This is a genomic window from Streptomyces sp. CWNU-52B (genome assembly GCF_047444975.1).
GTDB lineage: Bacteria > Actinomycetota > Actinomycetes > Streptomycetales > Streptomycetaceae > Streptomyces.
This window is the reverse complement of record NZ_JBLFJV010000050.1, coordinates 126618-144790: the sequence shown is the minus strand read 5'-3', so window position 1 is coordinate 144790 and position 18173 is coordinate 126618. Positions and strand designations below refer to the sequence as shown.

At 71.1% G+C, this 18173-nt stretch carries 16 protein-coding genes; 15 read left to right on the top strand and 1 reads right to left on the bottom strand.

Going from position 1 to position 18173, the window contains the following annotated elements; translation table 11 throughout:
• Positions 1 to 79: 79 nt before the first annotated feature.
• The 3 genes from ACLVWQ_RS33455 to rpsD all read left to right on the top strand — a co-directional run bounded on the left by ACLVWQ_RS33455 (position 80) and on the right by rpsD (position 3144).
• Entirely contained in the window at positions 80 to 718 is a 639-nt protein-coding gene (locus ACLVWQ_RS33455) for a vitamin K epoxide reductase family protein (protein ID WP_414112994.1), read from the top strand.
• Positions 719 to 807: 89 nt separating this feature from the next.
• The gene (locus ACLVWQ_RS33450; RefSeq protein ID WP_414112993.1) at positions 808 to 2163 is read left to right on the top strand and encodes a replication-associated recombination protein A; all 1356 of its coding nucleotides are present in this window, start codon (positions 808 to 810) and stop codon (positions 2161 to 2163) included.
• 366 nt (positions 2164 to 2529) lie between these two features.
• Entirely contained in the window at positions 2530 to 3144 is a 615-nt protein-coding gene (gene rpsD / locus ACLVWQ_RS33445; protein WP_414112992.1) for a 30S ribosomal protein S4, read from the top strand.
• A 36-nt stretch (positions 3145 to 3180) separates the two neighbouring features.
• On the opposite strand, the gene ACLVWQ_RS33440 is transcribed toward rpsD, so the two are convergent.
• A complete protein-coding gene (locus tag ACLVWQ_RS33440; RefSeq protein ID WP_414112991.1) occupies positions 3181 to 5424 on the bottom strand; it encodes an ATP-binding protein in 2244 nt (747 codons plus the stop codon).
• Between the two features lie 160 nt (positions 5425 to 5584).
• Between ACLVWQ_RS33440 and ACLVWQ_RS33435 the strand changes: the two genes are divergently transcribed.
• The 12 genes from ACLVWQ_RS33435 (at position 5585) to ACLVWQ_RS33380 (ending at position 18071) form a co-directional block, all read left to right on the top strand.
• The gene (locus ACLVWQ_RS33435) at positions 5585 to 6019 is read left to right on the top strand and encodes a DUF948 domain-containing protein (protein ID WP_414112990.1); all 435 of its coding nucleotides are present in this window, start codon (positions 5585 to 5587) and stop codon (positions 6017 to 6019) included.
• 7 nt (positions 6020 to 6026) lie between these two features.
• Positions 6027 to 6395 carry a DUF6167 family protein gene (locus tag ACLVWQ_RS33430; RefSeq protein WP_414112988.1) on the top strand — a complete coding sequence of 123 codons (369 nt, stop codon included), beginning with the start codon at positions 6027 to 6029 and terminating at the stop codon, positions 6393 to 6395.
• Positions 6395 to 9067: an alanine--tRNA ligase gene (gene alaS / locus ACLVWQ_RS33425; protein WP_414112987.1), complete on the top strand. Its 2673-nt coding sequence runs from the start codon at positions 6395 to 6397 to the stop codon at positions 9065 to 9067. The genes ACLVWQ_RS33430 and alaS overlap by 1 nt, the downstream gene beginning before the upstream one ends.
• Positions 9068 to 9084: 17 nt before the next feature.
• On the top strand, positions 9085 to 9549 hold the full coding sequence (gene ruvX / locus ACLVWQ_RS33420) for a Holliday junction resolvase RuvX (RefSeq protein ID WP_414113327.1): 465 nt from the start codon (positions 9085 to 9087) through the stop codon (positions 9547 to 9549).
• A 117-nt stretch (positions 9550 to 9666) separates the two neighbouring features.
• Complete coding sequence (mltG, locus tag ACLVWQ_RS33415) at positions 9667 to 11517, top strand: endolytic transglycosylase MltG (RefSeq protein ID WP_414112986.1); 1851 nt, start codon at positions 9667 to 9669, stop codon at positions 11515 to 11517.
• Entirely contained in the window at positions 11495 to 12346 is an 852-nt protein-coding gene (locus tag ACLVWQ_RS33410) for a shikimate dehydrogenase (protein WP_414112985.1), read from the top strand. Before mltG ends, ACLVWQ_RS33410 begins: the two co-directional genes overlap by 23 nt.
• Before the next feature lie 82 nt (positions 12347 to 12428).
• Complete coding sequence (locus ACLVWQ_RS33405; RefSeq protein ID WP_414112984.1) at positions 12429 to 12584, top strand: hypothetical protein; 156 nt, start codon at positions 12429 to 12431, stop codon at positions 12582 to 12584.
• Between the two features lie 152 nt (positions 12585 to 12736).
• Positions 12737 to 13921, top strand: a complete 1185-nt coding sequence (gene aroC, locus ACLVWQ_RS33400; RefSeq protein ID WP_414112983.1) for a chorismate synthase — start codon at positions 12737 to 12739, stop codon at positions 13919 to 13921.
• A gap of 29 nt (positions 13922 to 13950) precedes the next feature.
• Positions 13951 to 14487, top strand: coding sequence for a shikimate kinase (locus tag ACLVWQ_RS33395; RefSeq protein WP_414113326.1), 537 nt, complete (start codon positions 13951 to 13953; stop codon positions 14485 to 14487).
• Positions 14472 to 15563, top strand: coding sequence for a 3-dehydroquinate synthase (aroB, locus tag ACLVWQ_RS33390; RefSeq protein ID WP_414112982.1), 1092 nt, complete (start codon positions 14472 to 14474; stop codon positions 15561 to 15563). Before ACLVWQ_RS33395 ends, aroB begins: the two co-directional genes overlap by 16 nt.
• Before the next feature lie 166 nt (positions 15564 to 15729).
• The gene (locus tag ACLVWQ_RS33385) at positions 15730 to 16635 is read left to right on the top strand and encodes a Pro-rich N-terminal domain-containing protein (protein WP_414112981.1); all 906 of its coding nucleotides are present in this window, start codon (positions 15730 to 15732) and stop codon (positions 16633 to 16635) included.
• Positions 16636 to 16964: 329 nt separating this feature from the next.
• Complete coding sequence (locus ACLVWQ_RS33380) at positions 16965 to 18071, top strand: aminopeptidase P family protein (protein WP_414112980.1); 1107 nt, start codon at positions 16965 to 16967, stop codon at positions 18069 to 18071.
• The last annotated feature ends 102 nt before the right edge of the window (positions 18072 to 18173 follow it).

Genomic DNA, 18173 nt, shown 5'->3' with positions numbered 1-18173 from the left:
CATCGAACGGTGGACACACGCGCGTGTGCGGCACAATGACCGTGCCCCGAAGGCCCTCTCAAGCTACGGAAACGGCGTGATGAGCAAGACGACAGTCAGGGAAGGCGTCTCCACCGACCGGGAAGTCGCCGCAGCTCCACCGGCCGTGGGCGGTGGCCGTGTCCTCGCCCTTCTGCTGGTGATCACCGGCGCGGCCGGGCTGCTGGCCTCCTGGGTCATCACCATCGACAAGTTCAAGCTGCTGGAGGATCCGAACTTCACGCCGGGCTGCAGCCTGAACCCGGTCGTCTCCTGCGGCAACATCATGAAGAGCGACCAGGCGTCCGTCTTCGGGTTCCCCAACCCGATGATGGGCCTCGTCGCCTACGGCATCGTGATCGCCGTCGGAGCGAGCCTGCTCGGCCGGGCCACCTTCCCGCGCTGGTACTGGCTGACCTTCAACGCGGGCACGTTGTTCGGCGTCGGGTTCGTGACGTGGCTCCAGTACCAGTCGCTGTACAACATCAACTCGCTGTGCCTGTGGTGCTGTCTGGCCTGGGTCGCGACGATCATCATGTTCTGGTCCGTGACCGCGCACAACGTCCGCAACGGCCTGCTGCCGGCGCCCGGCTGGCTGAAGGGCTTCCTCGGCGAGTTCGCCTGGGTGCTGCCGGTCATGCACATCGGGATCATCGGCATGCTGATCCTGACCCGCTGGTGGGACTTCTGGACCAGCTGACCCGGCCGACGGGCCCGCGCGACGGCCGACGGCCCCCGCGCGACCAGGGCCCGGCCGCGCTGTCAGTGGCGTGACATAGGGTTTCGTACGTGGAGCCCGACCTGTTTACCGCCGCAGCCGAAGAACGCCAGGAGAAGGACCCGTCCGGCAGTCCCCTGGCCGTCCGGATGCGCCCGCGCACCCTCGACGAGGTCGAGGGCCAGCAGCATCTGCTGAAGCCGGGCTCGCCCCTGCGCAGACTCGTCGGCGAGGGCGGCGGAGGTCCGGCCGGACCCTCCTCGGTGATCCTCTGGGGCCCGCCGGGCACCGGCAAGACCACCCTGGCGTACGTCGTCTCCAAGGCGACCAACAAGCGCTTCGTGGAGCTCTCCGCGATCACCGCCGGTGTCAAGGAGGTGCGCGCGGTCATCGAGGGCGCCCGCCGGGCCACCGGGGGCTACGGCAAGGAGACCGTCCTCTTCCTCGACGAGATCCACCGTTTCAGCAAGGCCCAGCAGGACTCCCTGCTCCCGGCCGTGGAGAACCGCTGGGTGACCTTGATCGCGGCGACCACGGAGAACCCGTACTTCTCGGTGATCTCGCCCCTGCTGTCCCGCTCGCTCCTGCTGACCCTCGAACCGCTCACGGACGACGACCTGCGCGGACTGCTCGGCCGGGCCGTCGCGGACGAGCGCGGCCTCAAGGGCGCCGTCACCCTCCCCGCGGACACCGAGGAGCACCTCCTGCGGATCGCCGGGGGCGACGCCCGGCGCGCGCTGACGGCCCTGGAGGCGGCGGCCGGATCCGCGCTCGACAAGGGCGATCCGGAGATCACCCTCCAGACCCTGGAGGAGACCGTCGACCGGGCCGCGGTGACGTACGACCGCGACGGCGACCAGCACTACGACGTGGCCAGCGCCCTGATCAAGTCGATCCGGGGCTCGGACGTCGACGCCGCGCTGCACTATCTGGCCCGGATGATCGAAGCCGGTGAGGACCCCCGGTTCATCGCCCGCCGGCTGATGATCTCCGCCAGCGAGGACATCGGCCTCGCGGACCCGACCGCCCTGCCGACCGCCGTCGCCGCCGCCCAGGCCGTCGCCATGATCGGCTTCCCCGAGGCCGCGCTCACCCTCAGCCACGCCACCATCGCCCTGGCCCTGGCGCCCAAGTCGAACGCGGCGACGACGGCGATCGGCGCCGCCATGGAGGACGTACGCAAGGGCCACGCGGGCCCCGTACCGATGCATCTGCGCGACGGGCACTACAAGGGCGCGGCCAAGCTCGGCCACGCCCAGGGGTACGTGTACCCGCACGACCTGCCCGAAGGCATCGCCGCCCAGCAGTACGCGCCCGAGGAGCTCAAGGACCGCCGGTACTACACCCCCACCCGGCACGGCTCCGAGGCGCGCTACGCGGACGCGGTGGAGTGGACGAGGAAGCACCTCGGCCGAGGGCGGTCCTGACCGGCGGTCCAGACCGGCGGTCCTGATCACCCCGCGGACCCCTGTAGACTCCCTCAAGCGCTGCGTCCCGTGTCCGGCTCCGGTCGGCACCACCAGAACGGGACAAGCAGCCGGAGCCCCCGCCCTCGGGTGAGGATTCCAGGAGCGTCGCGCACCGTCGAAGGTGTCGCGGGCAGCCCATCACCCTCCCGGGAGGTCTCCGGGAACGGTCGGTGGGCCACTCGCGTGCTGCACATGTGCCCAGACCCGGGAGCGGCTGCCCCGCAGGTCCGTCAAGGACCCGCAGGGTTTCCCGAGCTGCGGATGCGACCTCCCCTAACCCTGGTGAAGCCGTATTCACATCAGAAAACACGAGGTGTTTGGTTCATGACGAACCAGTCCCGCCCCAAGGTCAAGAAGTCGCGTGCCCTCGGCATCGCGCTGACCCCGAAGGCCGTCAAGTACTTCGAGGCCCGCCCGTACCCGCCCGGCGAGCACGGCCGTGGCCGCAAGCAGAACTCGGACTACAAGGTCCGTCTGCTGGAGAAGCAGCGTCTGCGCGCGCAGTACGACGTGTCCGAGCGCCAGCTCGTCCGCGCCTACGAGCGTGCCGCCAAGACGCAGGGCAAGACCGGTGAGGCCCTGGTCATCGAGCTGGAGCGCCGTCTCGACGCGCTGGTTCTGCGTTCGGGCATCGCCCGCACGATCTACCAGGCCCGCCAGATGGTCGTGCACGGCCACATCGAGGTCAACGGCCAGAAGGTCGACAAGCCGTCCTTCCGCGTCAAGCCCGACGACGTCGTGATGGTCCGCGAGCGCAGCCGCAGCAAGACGCTGTTCGAGGTCTCCCGCGCCGGTGGCTTCGCCCCCGACGGCGAGACCCCGCGCTACCTCCAGGTGAACCTCGGCGCCCTGGCGTTCCGCCTGGACCGCGAGCCGAACCGCAAGGAGATCCCGGTGATCTGCGACGAGCAGCTCGTCGTCGAGTACTACGCCCGCTGATCAGGCGTACCTCGCACCACCGGCCTCGCGCCTGCCTCAGCCCGCCGCCTCGTCGTCCTCCTCGGACGGCGGGGCGGCGGGTTCTTGCATGTCCGAGGACGCTTCCGAGGACGCCTGGGGCGCCGACGACGCAGGCCCCTCGGGCGACGAGGGCGACGTGGGAGGCGTGGGAGGCGCGGGTGGCGTGCCGAGCACCTGCTGTCTGGCCCGCCCCAGCGCCCGGTCCACGGCCGCCTGCCGGCCCAGCCGCGCACCCTCCCGTACGCCCCCCTCGTACCGTTCGTCGCCCAGCCGCTCCCGGGCCATCGCCTCGCACTGCTCGTGCGACGCGTTGTAGTGGGCCGAGCCGAACAGCGGCAGGCCCACCGAGGGCCACATTCGGGACGCGGCGCCCTGGAGCACCGCGGCCTCGGCGGCGTCGCCCTCCGCCACGGTGACCAGCGCGAGCAGTTCCACCGCCAGGACCGTGCCGAGCAGATCGTGGAAGGCGTGGCCGATGCCCAGGCACTCCACCAGCAGCCGCCGGGCCCCGGGCAGATCACCCTCGGTCCAGGACGCGTACGCCAGCACGTACAGCGCGTACGCGAGGGACCAGCGCTCCCCGTGGTCCACGCAGATCCGGCGCACCTCCTCGCACAGCCGCACCGCGCCCGGCAGATCGCCCTGGAAGGCCAGCGTCATCGCCAGCTCGACCTGCCCCATCAGGACGTTGCTGTTCAGCTCGCCGATGTCGTGATAGCGGTCGAGCGCCGAACGCAGCAGCGTCTCGGCCCGCGGCAGGTCGTCGGTGACCAGGGCGAGACAGCCGGTGCGATGCTCGGCGTAGGCCAGCGCGGTGGCGTTCTGCGAGCGCTCCGCCCGTCGGCGGCACTCGTCGAGCGCGGCGAACGCGGACACCGTGTCGCCCTGGAGCACCGCCACGTAGCCGAGCACCCACAGCGCCTTCAGCCGTGAGCGCTCGTGCTCGCCGTCCAGCTCCACCGTCCGCTCCAGCCAGTGCCGCCCCTCCGACAGCCGGCCGCAGCCCACCCAGTAGAACCAGAGGGTCCCCGCGAGGTACTGGCCCAGATGCCCGCCGTCCGGCTCGCTCAGACAGTGTTCGAGGGCGCTCCGCAGATTCGGCAGGTCCGCCTCCACCCGCGCGGCCACCTCGTGCTGCCGGGGCGAGAACCAGTCCAGCTCGCCCCAGGTCGCCAGCCCCATGTACCAGTCGCGGTGCCGGCGCCGCAGCCGCGGCCCGTCGGCCGTGGCCTCCAGCCAGTCCGCGCCGTACGCCCGGAGGGTGTCCAGCATCCGGTAGCGCACCCCCGCCGGGGTCTCCTCACGGACGACCACCGACTGGGCCAGCAGCTCGCCCAGCACGTCGAGGATGTTGCCGGGGTGCAGCCCGTCGCCCCCGCACACGTACTCCACGGCCTCCAGGTCGAACTGCCCGGCGAACACCGAGAGGCGCGCCCACAGCAGCCGTTCCTGCGGTGTGCACAGCTCATGGCTCCAGCCGATCGCCGTACGCAGCGTCTGGTGCCGCGGCAGCGTGTCACGCCCCCCGCCGGTGAGGAGCTGGAAGCGGTCGTCGAGCCGGGCCAGCAACTGGGCGGGGGACAGTGCCCGCAGCCGCCCCGCGGCCAGTTCGACGGCGAGCGGGATCCCGTCGAGCCGCCGGCAGATCTCGTGCACGTGGGCGCGGTTGCCGTCGTCCAGCGTGAAACCCGGAGCACCGGACCCGGCACGGTCCGCGAACAGGTCGGCGGCCTCCCACTCGGTCAGCGGCGCCAGCGGGAACACCCGTTCGCCGTCCACCGAGAGCGGCCTGCGCCCCGCGGCGAGCACCCGCAGGCCTTCCGCCCGCCGCAGCAACTCCGCGGTCATCGACGCGCACGCGTCCACCAGATGCTCGAACCCGTCCAGCACGAGCAGCAGCCGGCGCTCCGCGAGATGGTCGAGCAGGATCTGGCGCGGCGAGCGCGACGTGTGGTCCGTCAGCCCCAGCGACTCCAGCACCGTGTACTCGACGAGTTCCGGTTCGCGCACCGCGGACAGCTCCACGAGCCACACCCCGTCACGCGCCCTGACCCGGGCCGCGGCATGCGCCGCCAGGCGTGACTTGCCGACCCCGCCCAGACCCGTCACCGTGACCAGGCGCGCCGTGTCAAGGGCCGTGCCCAGCTGCGTCAGTTCGGCCGAGCGGCCCACGAAGGCGTTGAGTTCCAGGGGCAGGTTGCCGGCCCGGTGACCGCCTGCCCCGGTCCCGGAACGCCGATGACCCTGAGAACGCCGCATGGGGCACGCAGCGTACTCAGTCATAAGCACTCCGTACAATCGCTGTGTGCGACGCGGGTTCGGGCGGACGGTAATCCGGTACGGACCCGCGGCCCCGGCGCGATAGGGTCACAGGACGACTTTTCGATGGTGAGACACGAATCCAGGGAGCGGGTGCGCGGTGTCCGGTGGTGAGGTGGCCGGGATCCTGGTGGCCGTCTTCTGGGCGATCCTGGTCTCCTTCCTCGCGGTGGCACTCGCGAGGCTGGCCCAGACGCTCAGGGCGACCACCAAGCTCGTGGCGGACGTGACCGAACAGACGGTCCCGCTTCTCGCCGACGCCTCCGCGGCCGTGCGCTCCGCACAGACCCAGATCGAGCGGGTCGACGCCATCGCGTCGGACGTCCAGGAGGTCACGTCGAACGCGTCGGCCCTCTCCACGACCGTCGCCTCGACCTTCGGCGGCCCCCTGGTGAAGGTGGCGGCGTTCGGCTACGGCGTCCGCCGGGCCATGGGCGTCCGCCGCGAGGACGAGCCCGCCAAGCCCACGCGGCGCACCGTGGTCGTGGGCCGCACCCTCCCGTCGGCGCGACGGGGAAAGCGGAAGAAGGACTGACGCAGCGATGTTCCGCCGTACGTTCTGGTTCACCGCGGGCGCAGCCGCCGGTGTGTGGGCCACCACCAAGGTCAACCGCAAGCTCAGGCAGCTGACGCCCGAGAGCCTCGCGGCCCAGGCAGCCGACAAGGCGGTCGCAGCGGGCCATCGCGTCAGGGACTTCGCACTCGACGTCCGTGACGGAATGGCCAAGCGCGAGGCGGAACTCGGCGAGGTCCTCGGACTGAACGCCGATCCCGAACTGCCCCCCGCGCGCCGCGTCGTCGCCATCGAGAGCGGCGACACGCCACAGCACGGCAAGAACCCGCAGCACGGCAAGAACCCGACGTATGTCGAGAGGTCGACGTACTCGTACAACCGGAATGAGGACCACTGATGGAGTCGGCCGAGATTCGTCGCCGCTGGTTGAGCTTCTTCGAGGAGCGCGGGCACACCGTCGTCCCTTCGGCGTCGCTCATCGCGGACGACCCGACTCTCCTCCTGGTCCCGGCCGGCATGGTCCCCTTCAAGCCGTACTTCCTCGGTGAGGTCAAGCCGCCGTTCGACCGCGCCACCAGCGTCCAGAAGTGCGTCAGGACGCCGGACATCGAAGAGGTCGGCAAGACCACCCGGCACGGCACGTTCTTCCAGATGTGCGGCAACTTCTCCTTCGGCGACTACTTCAAGGAAGACGCCATCAAGTACGCCTGGGAGCTGCTGACCAGCCCCCAGGACAAGGGCGGTTACGGCCTGGACCCGGAGAAGCTCTGGATCACCGTGTACCTGGAGGACGACGAGGCCGAGCGCATCTGGCACGAGGTCGTCGGCGTCCCCAAGGAGCGCATCCAGCGCCTCGGCAAGCAGGACAACTACTGGTCCATGGGCGTCCCGGGCCCCTGCGGCCCGTGTTCCGAGATCAACTACGACCGCGGCCCCGAGTTCGGCGTCGAGGGTGGCCCCGCCGTCAACGACGAGCGGTACGTGGAGATCTGGAACCTCGTCTTCATGCAGTACGAGCGCGGCGAGGGCACCTCGAAGGAGGACTTCGAGATCCTCGGCGACCTGCCGAGCCAGAACATCGACACCGGCCTCGGCCTGGAACGCCTCGCCATGATTCTGCAGGGCGTGCAGAACATGTACGAGATCGACACCTCCATGGCCGTCATCAGGAAGGCCACCGAGCTGACCGGTGTCGAGTACGGCGCCGCCCACTCCTCCGACGTCTCCCTGCGCGTGGTCACCGACCACATGCGGACGGCCGCCATGCTCATCGGCGACGGCGTCACCCCGGGCAACGAGGGCCGTGGCTACGTGCTGCGCCGCATCATGCGCCGCGCCATCCGCAACATGCGCCTCCTCGGCGCCACCGGGCCGGTCGTCCAGGACCTCATCGACGTCGTCATCGAGATGATGGGGCAGCAGTACCCGGAGCTCGTCTCCGACCGCAAGCGCATCGAGACCGTCGCCCTCGCCGAGGAGGCCGCCTTCCTCAAGGCGCTGAAGGGCGGCACCAACATCCTCGACACCGCCGTCACGGAGACCAAGGCCTCCGGTGGCACGGTCCTCTCCGGCGACAAGGCCTTCCTGCTCCACGACACCTGGGGCTTCCCGATCGACCTCACCCTGGAGATGGCCTCCGAGCAGGGCCTCTCGGTGGACGAGGACGGCTTCCGGCGCCTGATGAAGGAGCAGCGGGAGCGCGCCAAGGCCGACGCCAGGTCCAAGAAGACCGGGCACGCCGACCTGGGCGCCTACCGCGAGATCGCCGACGCCGCCGGTGAGACCGACTTCATCGGCTACACGAGCACCGAGGGCGAGTCCACGGTCGTCGGCATCCTCGTCGACGGCGCCTCCTCGCCGGCCGCCACCGAGGGCGACGAGGTCGAGATCGTCCTCGACCGCACCCCGTTCTACGCGGAGGGCGGCGGCCAGATCGGCGACACCGGCCGCATCAGGATCGACACCGGCGCCGTGATCGAGGTCCGGGACTGCCAGAAGCCGGTCCCCGGGGTCTACGTCCACAAGGGCGTCGTCCAGGTCGGCGAGGTGACCGTCGGCGCCAAGGCCCAGGCCGTCATCGACGTGCGCCGCCGCACGGCCATCGCCCGCGCCCACTCGGCCACCCACCTCACCCACCAGGCGCTGCGCGACGCCCTCGGCCCGACGGCCGCCCAGGCCGGTTCGGAGAACCAGCCAGGACGCTTCCGCTTCGACTTCGGCTCGCCGGCCGCCGTGCCCACGGCCGTCATGACGGACGTCGAGCAGAAGATCAACGAGGTGCTCGCCCGCGACCTGGACGTCCACGCCGAGATCCTGAGCATCGACGAGGCCAAGAAGCAGGGCGCCATCGCCGAGTTCGGCGAGAAGTACGGCGAGCGGGTCCGTGTCGTCACCATCGGCGACTTCTCCAAGGAGCTGTGCGGCGGCACGCACGTGCACAACACCGCCCAGCTCGGGCTGGTGAAGCTGCTCGGCGAGTCGTCGATCGGTTCGGGGGTACGCCGTATCGAGGCCCTGGTGGGCGTCGACGCGTACAACTTCCTCGCCCGTGAGCACACGGTCGTCGCCCAGCTCCAGGAGCTGATCAAGGGCCGCCCCGAGGAGCTTCCGGAGAAGGTCTCCGCCATGCTCGGCAAGCTGAAGGACGCCGAGAAGGAGATCGAGAAGTTCCGCGCGGAGAAGGTCCTCCAGGCCGCCGCCGGGCTCGCCGGATCCGCCAAGGACGTCCACGGCGTCGCCCTGGTCACCGGCCAGGTCCCGGACGGCACGAGCGCCGACGACCTGCGCAAGCTGGTCCTCGACGTACGCGGCCGGATCCAGGGCGGACGGGCCGCCGTGGTCGCCCTGTTCACCACTGTCAACGGCAAACCGCTGACGGTCATCGCCACCAACGAGGCCGCACGTGAGCGCGGTCTCAAGGCCGGTGACCTGGTGCGCGCCGCCGCCAAGACCCTCGGGGGCGGCGGTGGCGGCAAGCCCGACGTCGCCCAGGGCGGCGGCCAGGACCCGGCCGCCATCGGCGCGGCCACCGACGCCGTCGAGCGCCTCGTGGCCGAGACCGCCAAGTGAGTGACGGCGAGCGGGTCATGCGCCGTGGCCGCCGTCTCGCCATCGACGTCGGGGACGCCCGGATCGGGGTCGCCTCGTGCGACCCCGACGGGATCCTCGCCACTCCGGTGGAGACCGTGCCGGGGCGTGACGTCCCGGCCGCCCACCGGCGGCTGGGACAGCTGGTCGAGGAGTACGAACCGATCGAGGTTGTGGTCGGCCTCCCTCGCTCGCTCAAGGGCGGCGAGGGCCCGGCCGCGGTCAAGGTCCGGGCCTTCGCGCAGGACCTCGCACGGGGCATCGCACCCGTGCCGGTCCGGCTCGTGGACGAGCGGATGACCACGGTGACAGCCAGTCAGGGACTGCGCGCCTCGGGCGTGAAGTCCAAGAAGGGCAGATCGGTCATCGACCAGGTTGCGGCCGTGATCATTCTCCAGCAGGCACTGGAGTCCGAACGGGCGTCAGGTACCTCCCCCGGCGAGGGCGTCGAAGTGGTCATCTGATCGCGGTACGGTAACGTTCCGCGCGATGCGGTGGTGTTCGAATAGCTTCCGCACAGGAGAGAGGCGGACGGAAGCCCCGTCACCGCGCGACCACCGCCTCGCGGCTCTAGGGGATCGATGACCGAGTATGGCCGGGGCCCAGGCTCCGAACCGTGGCATCCCGAGGACCCGTTGTACGGGGACGGCGGATGGGGAGGACAGGAGGCCCAGGCGGCCCAGTCCCCCTACGGCGGCCAGCCGCAGCACCACCCGGAGCAGCCGCAGCAGCCGCAGTACGGCGACTGGGGCACGGGCCAGCAGGCCGGTTACGACCAGGGGCAGCAGCACTACGCCCAGGGCCAGCAGCAGTACGGCCAGGGCCAGCAGCAGTACGGCGGACCGTCCCCCCAGCAGTACAACGGCCAGGGCGGGCAGGAGTACCCCCACCAGGGCGGGCAGCAGTACGACCAGAACGGCCGGCCGTACGAGCACAACGGCCAGCAGTACGACCAGAACGGTCAGCCGTACAACGGCGGTGGCTGGGACCCGAACCAGCAGAATCAGCAGCACCAGCAGTACCACCCGCAGCAGCAGGTCCCTTACTCCGGCGACCCGAACGACCCCTACGGCGGCCAGGGCGTGCCGTACGGCGGCCAGCAGCCCGACTACTACGGGACCCCGGACGCGTACCCGCCGCCGGAGCCGCCGAGCCGCCGCCGCGCGGAACCGGAACCGGAGCGGACCGACTGGGATCCGGGCCCGGACCAGGGTGAGCACGCGTTCTTCTCGGGCGAGGACGCCGACGACGACACCGACGACGACCCTCAGAGCCGACGGCGCGGCAAAGGCGGCAAAGGCGCCAAAGGCGGTAACGGCAAGGGGAGCAAAGGCCAGGACAAAGGCGAGAAGAAGCGCCGGGGCGGCTGTTCCTGCCTGGCCGTCTCGCTCGTCATCGTCGCGGTGGCCGGTGGAGTCACCTATATGGGCTACCAGTTCTACCAGAGCCGTTTCGGCTCGGCTCCGGACTTCGCGGGCGACGGTACCGGCGAACAGGTGACCGTCGTGATTCCCAAGGGCGCCTTCGGATCGGTGATCGGTCAGAAACTGAAGGCGGCCGGCGTCGTCAAGAGCGTGGACGCCTTCGTGGCGGCCCAGTCGCAGAACTCGGACGGCGACAAGATCCAGGCGGGCTCCTATGTGCTGAACAAGCAGATGTCCGGAGAGAGCGCCGTCGCGCTGATGCTCGATCCCAAGAGCCAGAACAATCTGGTGGTCAGGGAGGGGCAGCGCAATGCCACGGTGTACGAGGCGATCGACAAGCAGCTGGAACTCTCCAAGGGCACCACGGCGAAGGTCGCCGAGAAGAAGTTCAAGAGCCTCGGACTGCCGGACTGGGCCAACGACGACACCGACATCAAGGACCCGCTGGAAGGATTCCTCTACCCGGCGACCTATCCCGCCGACAAGGACATGAAGCCCGAGGACGTCCTCAAGGAAATGGTGTCGCAGGCCAACAAGGAGTACGCCGAGTTCGACCTGGAGGCGAAGGCCAAGGGGCTCGGCCTGGAGAACCCGCTGGAGGTCGTCACGGTGGCGAGCCTCGTCCAGGCGGAGGGCATCACGCACGACGACTTCAGGAAGATGGCGTCCGTCGTCTACAACCGCCTCAAGCCGACGAACGACGTCACCAACCAGAAGCTCGAATTCGACTCGACGTACAACTACCTCAAGGGCCAGAGCAAGATCGATATCTCCGTCGCCGAGATCCGCAACTACGACGACCCGTACAACACGTACTTCTACAAGGGTCTGCCGCCCGGACCGATCGGAAATCCGGGCGAGGAAGCGCTGAAGGCGGCACTGGACCCGGACGGCGGTGCGTGGATCTTCTTCATCTCCATCGACGGCAAGAAGACGGACTTCACCAAGACCCTGGCCGAGCACGAGAAGTTGGTGCAGGAATTCAATGAGCGGCGCAACAAGGGCTGACGGGGAGCGGCGGCGCCGAGCCGCCGTTCTCGGTTCCCCGATCGAGCATTCCCTCTCCCCGGTGCTGCACCGCGCCGCCTACGAGGAACTGGGCCTGGCCGGCTGGTCGTACGACCGCTTCGAGATCGACGAGGCGGCGCTTGCCGGATTCGTCGGGAAACTCGGCCCCGAATGGGCCGGGCTCTCGCTGACGATGCCGCTGAAAAGGGCGGTCATTCCGCTGCTCGACGAGATCAGTGACACCGCGGCCTCCGTGGAGGCCGTGAACACGGTGGTGTTCACCCCGGACGGGCGCCGCCTCGGTGACAACACCGACATCCCCGGGATCGTCGCCGCCCTGCGCGAGCGCGGGATCGAACAAGTGGAATCCGCGGCGATCCTCGGCGCGGGCGCCACCGCCTCCTCCGCGCTGGCCGCCCTCGCCCGCGTCTGCACGGGCGAGGTCGTCGCGTACGTCCGCAGCGCGGCGCGCGCCGCCGAGATGCGGCAGTGGGGCGAGCGGCTCGACATCGAGGTGCGTACGGCCGACTGGGCGGACGCCGCACAGGCCTTGCGGGCCCCGCTGGTGATCGCGACCACCCCGGCGGGCGCCACCGACGCACTCGCCTCGGCCGTCCCCGAGCGGCCCGCCACCTTGTTCGACGTCCTGTACGACCCGTGGCCGACCGACCTCGCGGCCCGCTGGTCCGCCTACGGGGGCGCCGTCGTCAGCGGACTGGACCTGCTCGTACACCAGGCGGTCCTCCAGGTCGAGCAGATGACGGGCCGCACCCCGGGCCCGCTCGGCGTCATGCGAACGGCTGGTGAGAAGTCCCTCGCGGCGCGCTGACCCGGGCCGCCAGGATCCGGCTCCCGGCTCCGCCGGCGCGGAGCCGGGGAGTCGGGGAGCGCGGGAATCGGGGGACTGATCCATGTACCTGACACAGTCGGCGTCCTGGAGCCAGGGACGGCCGTTCCGCGCGGCGGCACCGTACGGAGAGGGCCGCGGTGCCGGCCACCTGGGCGGTTACGCCCCACAGCCCCGGCGGGACGACACCACGATGTCCCCCGGCACACCGTCCGCCTGATGGACCTGCGGCCGGGCGGCGCGCGCGGACGTGGGAGGATCGAAGGCGGCGGGCCAGGGCCGCGCACCCGGTCGCGCCGTCGCCGTACGCGAGGACGCGCGTACGCACAGAGGCCGTTACGCAGTACCAGGGCGCGAGCATGAGGAGCACCGTTGAGCAGGTTGCGCTGGCTGACCGCCGGGGAGTCCCACGGTCCCGCACTCGTGGCGACGCTGGAGGGCCTTCCCGCCGGCGTGCCGATCACCACGGAGATGGTGGCCGACCACCTGGCCCGGCGACGGCTGGGCTACGGCCGCGGTGCCCGGATGAAGTTCGAGCAGGACGAGGTCACCTTCCTGGGCGGTGTCCGCCACGGCCTCACCCTCGGCTCGCCGGTCGCGGTGATGGTCGGCAACACCGAGTGGCCCAAGTGGGAACAGGTGATGGCGGCCGACCCGGTCGACCCGCAGATCCTCGGCGAGCTGGCGCGCAACGCCCCGCTGACCCGGCCCAGGCCCGGCCACGCCGACCTCGCCGGCATGCAGAAGTACGGGTTCGACGAGGCACGGCCGATCCTGGAGCGGGCCTCCGCGCGGGAGACCGCGGCGCGGGTGGCGCTGGGCGCGGTGGCGCGTTCGTACCTCAAGGAGACCGCCGGTATCGAGGTGGTCTCGCACGTGGTGGAGCTGGCGGCGGCGAAGGCCCCCTACGGTGTCTACCCGACCCCCTCCGACGTCGAGAAGCTGGACGCGGACCCGGTGCGCTGCCTGGACGCGGACACCTCGAAGGCGATGGTCGCGGAGATCGACCAGGCCCACAAGGACGGCGACACGCTGGGCGGTGTGGTCGAGGTCCTGGCGTACGGGGTGCCGGTGGGCCTCGGTTCGCACGTCCACTGGGACCGGCGCCTCGACGCCCGGCTGGCGGCGGCGCTGATGGGCATCCAGGCGATCAAGGGCGTGGAGGTCGGTGACGGCTTCGACCTCGCCCGGGTGCCGGGCTCGAAGGCCCACGACGAGATCGTCAACACGGACGAGGGCATCCGGCGCTCCTCCGGCCGCTCCGGCGGTACCGAGGGCGGCCTGACGACGGGTGAGCTGCTGCGCGTACGGGCGGCGATGAAGCCCATCGCCACCGTGCCGCGGGCACTGGCGACCATCGACGTGGTGACCGGCGAGGCGACCAAGGCGCACCACCAGCGCTCGGACGTGTGCGCGGTGCCGGCGGCGGGGATCGTCGCCGAGGCGATGGTCGCCCTGGTCCTGGCGGACGCGGTCGCGGAGAAGTTCGGCGGCGACAGCGTGCCGGAGACCCGGCGCAACGTGGCGTCCTACCTCAAGCACCTGGTCGTACGGTGACCGGCCTCAGGGTCGTCCTGGTCGGCCCCATGGGGGTCGGCAAGTCCACGGTCGGCGCGCTGCTCGCCGAGCGGCTCGGCTGCCGCTACCGGGACACCGACGAGGACATCGTGACCGAGCGGCAGCGCACCATCGCGGACATCTTCGTGGACGAGGGCGAAGGGGCCTTCCGCGCCCTGGAGAAGGAGGCCGTGCGCCGCGCGCTCGCGGAGCACGACGGGGTCCTGGCGCTGGGCGGCGGCTCGATCCTCGACGCGGACACCCGGGAGCTGCTCGCCGGACAGCCCGTCGTGTACCTCTCGATGGACGTCGAGGAAGCGGTGCAGCGCACCGGCCTGAACGCGGCCCGGCCACTGCTCGCGGTCAACCCGCGCCGGCAGTGGCGCGAGCTGATGGAGGCCCGCCGTCACCTGTACACGGAGGTCGCGAGGGCCGTGGTGGCCACCGACGGCCGTACCCCCGAAGAGGTCGCAGGAGCGGTCCTCGACGCACTGGAACTGAAGGCAGCATCGTCCGGGGAACAGTCCCAGGACCCCCGGCAGGAGGACACATGGCGGACCAGGTGACACGGATCCACGTCGGCGGCACTGCGGGCAGCGAGCCGTACGAGGTCCTGGTCGGCCGCCAACTGCTCGGCGAGCTGGGTGCCTTGGTGGGGGAGCGGGCCAAGCGGGTCGCGGTGATCCATCCCGAGGCGCTCGCCGAGACCGGTGACGCGCTCCGCGCCGACCTGGCCGGGCAGGGCTTCGAGGCCGTCGCCATCCAGGTGCCCAACGCGGAGGAGGCCAAGACCGCCGAGGTCGCCGCCTACTGCTGGAAGGCGCTCGGGCAGTCCGGCTTCACCCGCACCGATGTGATCGTCGGTGTCGGCGGCGGGTCCACCACCGACCTGGCCGGGTTCGTCGCGGCGACCTGGCTGCGCGGCGTGCGCTGGATCGCGGTCCCCACCACCGTGCTGGGCATGGTGGACGCGGCCGTCGGCGGCAAGACCGGCATCAACACCGCCGAGGGCAAGAACCTCGTCGGCGCCTTCCACCCGCCCGCCGGTGTGCTGTGCGACCTCGCCGCGCTCGACTCGCTGCCGGTCCACGACTTCGTGTCGGGGCTCGCGGAGATCATCAAGGCCGGTTTCATCGCCGACCCGGAGATCCTCGACCTCATCGAGGCCGACCCGCAGGGCGCCCGTACGCCCGGGGGGCCGCACACCGCCGAGCTCATCGAGCGCTCCATCAAGGTCAAGGCCGAGGTCGTCTCGTCCGACCTGAAGGAGGCCGGGCTGCGCGAGATCCTCAACTACGGGCACACGCTGGCCCACGCCATCGAGAAGAACGAACGCTACGAGTGGCGGCACGGCGCGGCGGTCGCGGTCGGGATGCACTTCGCGGCCGAACTGGGGCGGCTGGCGGGGCGCCTGGACGACGTGACGGCGGACCGGCACCGCACGATCCTGGAGTCCGTCGGGCTGCCGCTGAGCTACCGCTACGACCAGTGGCCCAAGCTCCTGGAGAACATGAAGGTCGACAAGAAGTCCCGCGGCAACCTGCTCCGCTTCATCGTCCTCGACGGACTGGCCAAGCCGACCGTCCTGGAGGGCCCCGACCCGGCGGTGCTGCTCGCCGCCTACGGCGAAGTGGGCGAATAGCTCCCGCAGGCGGCACTTGGGCCGGTTCGCCTTGTGCGCACGGGCACTTCGGACCGTCCCCGGCCGTTCACCAAACGGCGGCCGGGGACGGTACCGTTCGGTAGGAGAGCGGGGTAGGTGCCTCGCTGCCAGCGCCCATTGCCTGTACGAGACGGAGTGGCACCGGATGCAGCACCCAGTGGGGCCTCCGCTGCCGCCGCCCCATCAGCCGGGACACGGACCGGCCGCCGGCTGGTCGGGAGCCGCCGCACCGCATCCGGGACCGCACCGTCCCGGGCCGCACGCCGGCGTCCACCCGGGTACGGCGCCGGTCAATCCGCCCCCGGGGCCGCCGCCGGGCCCGCAGCCGGCTTTCGCCGGAGCGCAGACCGGACCCGCCGCCCCGCACCACTCGGTCCCGCAGCACGCTCCCGTGCCGCCGGCGCCGGACACCACGGGCCACGTACAGCTGCCGCCGGGCGGTCCGGTCCCGATGCCGAGCGTGCCGCCCGCGACCGGCACGGCCGACCCGACGTCCACGACGCTCGCCGTCCTGCTCATCGGCCCCGCGGGCGCCGGCAAGACCAGCGTCGCCAAGTACTGGGCCGACCACCGCAGGGTGCCCACCGCGCACATCAGCCTGGACGACGTCCGCGAATGGGTGCGCTCGGGCTTCGCCGACCCGCAGGCAGGGTGGAACGACCACTCGGAGGCGCAGTACCGTCTCGCCCGTCGCACCTGCGGCTTCGCGGCCCGCAACTTCCTGGCCAACAACATCTCCTGCATCCTCGACGACGCCGTCTTCCCGGACCGCCCCGTCGTCGGCCTCGGCGGCTGGAAGCGCCACGTGGGCCCCGGCCTGCTCCCGGTCGTCCTCCTGCCGGGCCTGGAGATAGTCCTGGAGCGCAACGCGGAGCGCTCCGGAAACCGCCGCCTGACCGACGAGGAAGTGGCCCGCATCCACGGCCGCATGGCCGGCTGGTACGGCTCGGGCCTGCCGATCATCGACAACTCCCAACTGGACGTCCCCCAAACGGCCAGAGTCCTGGACGACGTCCTGGCCCGCTCAATAGCAAGCCCACCCCAGTGGTGACTTAAGCCCCCACGAACCGGCACCCGACCCACGAGGGACGGCCCCCGGAAGGGGCGCGGGGAACGGCGCGCTCAACCCCCACCGACCCGCACCCGACCCACGAGGGACGCCCCCGGAAGGGGCGCGGGGAACGGCGCGCTCAACCCCCACGGACCGGCACCCGACCCACGAGGGACGCCCCCGGAAGGGGCGCGGGGAACGGCGCGCTCAACCCCCACCGACCCGCACCCGACCCACAACACCCACCCCCGCCCCCCTCACCCCCCGAGGCACGCCCACTCGGCCCCACCCACCCAGCGGCATCCCAGCGGAGCTCCTACGCTCGGATCATGTCCGAGGTGTACCAGACCCGCCGAGCCCGCCTACGCGAACGCTGCCACGCCGGCGGCAGCGCCTCCGCGCTGGTCTCCCGCCCGGCCAACGTCCGCTATCTCACCGGCGCGGCGCCGCACGGCGCGGTCCTCCTGCTGGGCAGCACCGAGGACCTGCTCGTCCACGGCGCTCCCCCCGAGACCACGTACGACGAGGGCCGCCCGCCCGAGGGACTGAGGGTCCACACCCTGCCGAGCCCCGGAGGGGACCCCGTCGTCGCCGCCGCGGACCTCGCCGTGGCCCAGGGCGCGGACTCCCTCGCCGTGGAGGAACACCACCTGACCGTGGGCCGCCACCGGGCGATCGGCTCGGTGGCCCCAGGACTGCGCCTCGCGGACATCGGCGGAGCCGTCGAACAGCTGCGGGTCATCAAGGACGAGGAGGAGATCTCCTGTCTGCGGATCGGCGCGGAGATCGCCGACCAGGCCCTGGGCGAGCTCCTGGAGTCGATCCTCGTCGGCCGCACCGAACGCCACCTCGCGCTGGAACTGGAACGCCGGCTCGTCGACCACGGCGCCGAGGGACCGGCCTTCAGAACCTCGGTCGGCACGGGCCCGCACTCCGGTCGCCGCGGGCACCGCCCCACCGACCGCCGGGTCGAGGAGGGAGATTTCCTCTCCGTCTGCCTCGGGGCGACCTACCGCGGATACCGCAGCGAGATCGGCCGCACCTTCGTCATCGGCACCTCGCCCGCCGACTGGCAGATCGAACTGTACGATCTCGTCTTCGCGTCCCAGCGGGCCGGCCGCGAGGCCCTGGCACCCGGCGCCGCCTGCCGTGACGTGGACCGCGCGGCCCGTCAGGTACTGGACTCCGCGGGGTACACGGAGGGCCTTCCCGCCTCCGTCGGACACGGTGTGGGGCTCGAAATCGACGAGGAGCCGCAGTTGGCCCCCGCGGCCATGGGTAAACTGGACGCTTGCGTGCCGGTCACCGTCGAACCGGGGGTCCACCTCCCGGGCCGGGGCGGTGTCCGGATCGATGACACGCTCGTCGTGCGCCCCGAGGCGGACGGCGGACCCGAGCTACTCACCATCACGACCAAGGAACTGCTCGCGCTCTAGTCTCGAACACTGGGAACACTTCGAACGCGCTTCGCTTCGAATACGTTTCGACTGCTCCGAGCTGTGGCGCGTGCCACCGTGGTCGTCCACGTCAGTCCAGGA

Excerpts from the sequence above, each read along its gene's own strand:
- ACLVWQ_RS33405 (WP_414112984.1), top strand. The coding sequence starts at position 12,429 with ATGTACCTGACACAGTCGGCGTCCTGGAGCCAGGGACGGCCGTTCCGC.
- ACLVWQ_RS33395 (WP_414113326.1), top strand. The coding sequence starts at position 13,951 with ATGGGGGTCGGCAAGTCCACGGTCGGCGCGCTGCTCGCCGAGCGGCTC.
- ACLVWQ_RS33380 (WP_414112980.1), top strand. The coding sequence starts at position 16,965 with ATGTCCGAGGTGTACCAGACCCGCCGAGCCCGCCTACGCGAACGCTGC.
- mltG (WP_414112986.1), top strand. The coding sequence starts at position 9,667 with ATGACCGAGTATGGCCGGGGCCCAGGCTCCGAACCGTGGCATCCCGAG.
- alaS (WP_414112987.1), top strand. The coding sequence starts at position 6,395 with ATGGAGTCGGCCGAGATTCGTCGCCGCTGGTTGAGCTTCTTCGAGGAG.
- ruvX (WP_414113327.1), top strand. The coding sequence starts at position 9,085 with ATGCGCCGTGGCCGCCGTCTCGCCATCGACGTCGGGGACGCCCGGATC.
- rpsD (WP_414112992.1), top strand. The coding sequence starts at position 2,530 with ATGACGAACCAGTCCCGCCCCAAGGTCAAGAAGTCGCGTGCCCTCGGC.
- ACLVWQ_RS33410 (WP_414112985.1), top strand. The coding sequence starts at position 11,495 with ATGAGCGGCGCAACAAGGGCTGACGGGGAGCGGCGGCGCCGAGCCGCC.
- ACLVWQ_RS33430 (WP_414112988.1), top strand. The coding sequence starts at position 6,027 with ATGTTCCGCCGTACGTTCTGGTTCACCGCGGGCGCAGCCGCCGGTGTG.
- ACLVWQ_RS33455 (WP_414112994.1), top strand. The coding sequence starts at position 80 with ATGAGCAAGACGACAGTCAGGGAAGGCGTCTCCACCGACCGGGAAGTC.
- ACLVWQ_RS33385 (WP_414112981.1), top strand. The coding sequence starts at position 15,730 with ATGCAGCACCCAGTGGGGCCTCCGCTGCCGCCGCCCCATCAGCCGGGA.
- ACLVWQ_RS33440 (WP_414112991.1), bottom strand. The coding sequence starts at position 5,424 with ATGCGGCGTTCTCAGGGTCATCGGCGTTCCGGGACCGGGGCAGGCGGT.
- aroB (WP_414112982.1), top strand. The coding sequence starts at position 14,472 with ATGGCGGACCAGGTGACACGGATCCACGTCGGCGGCACTGCGGGCAGC.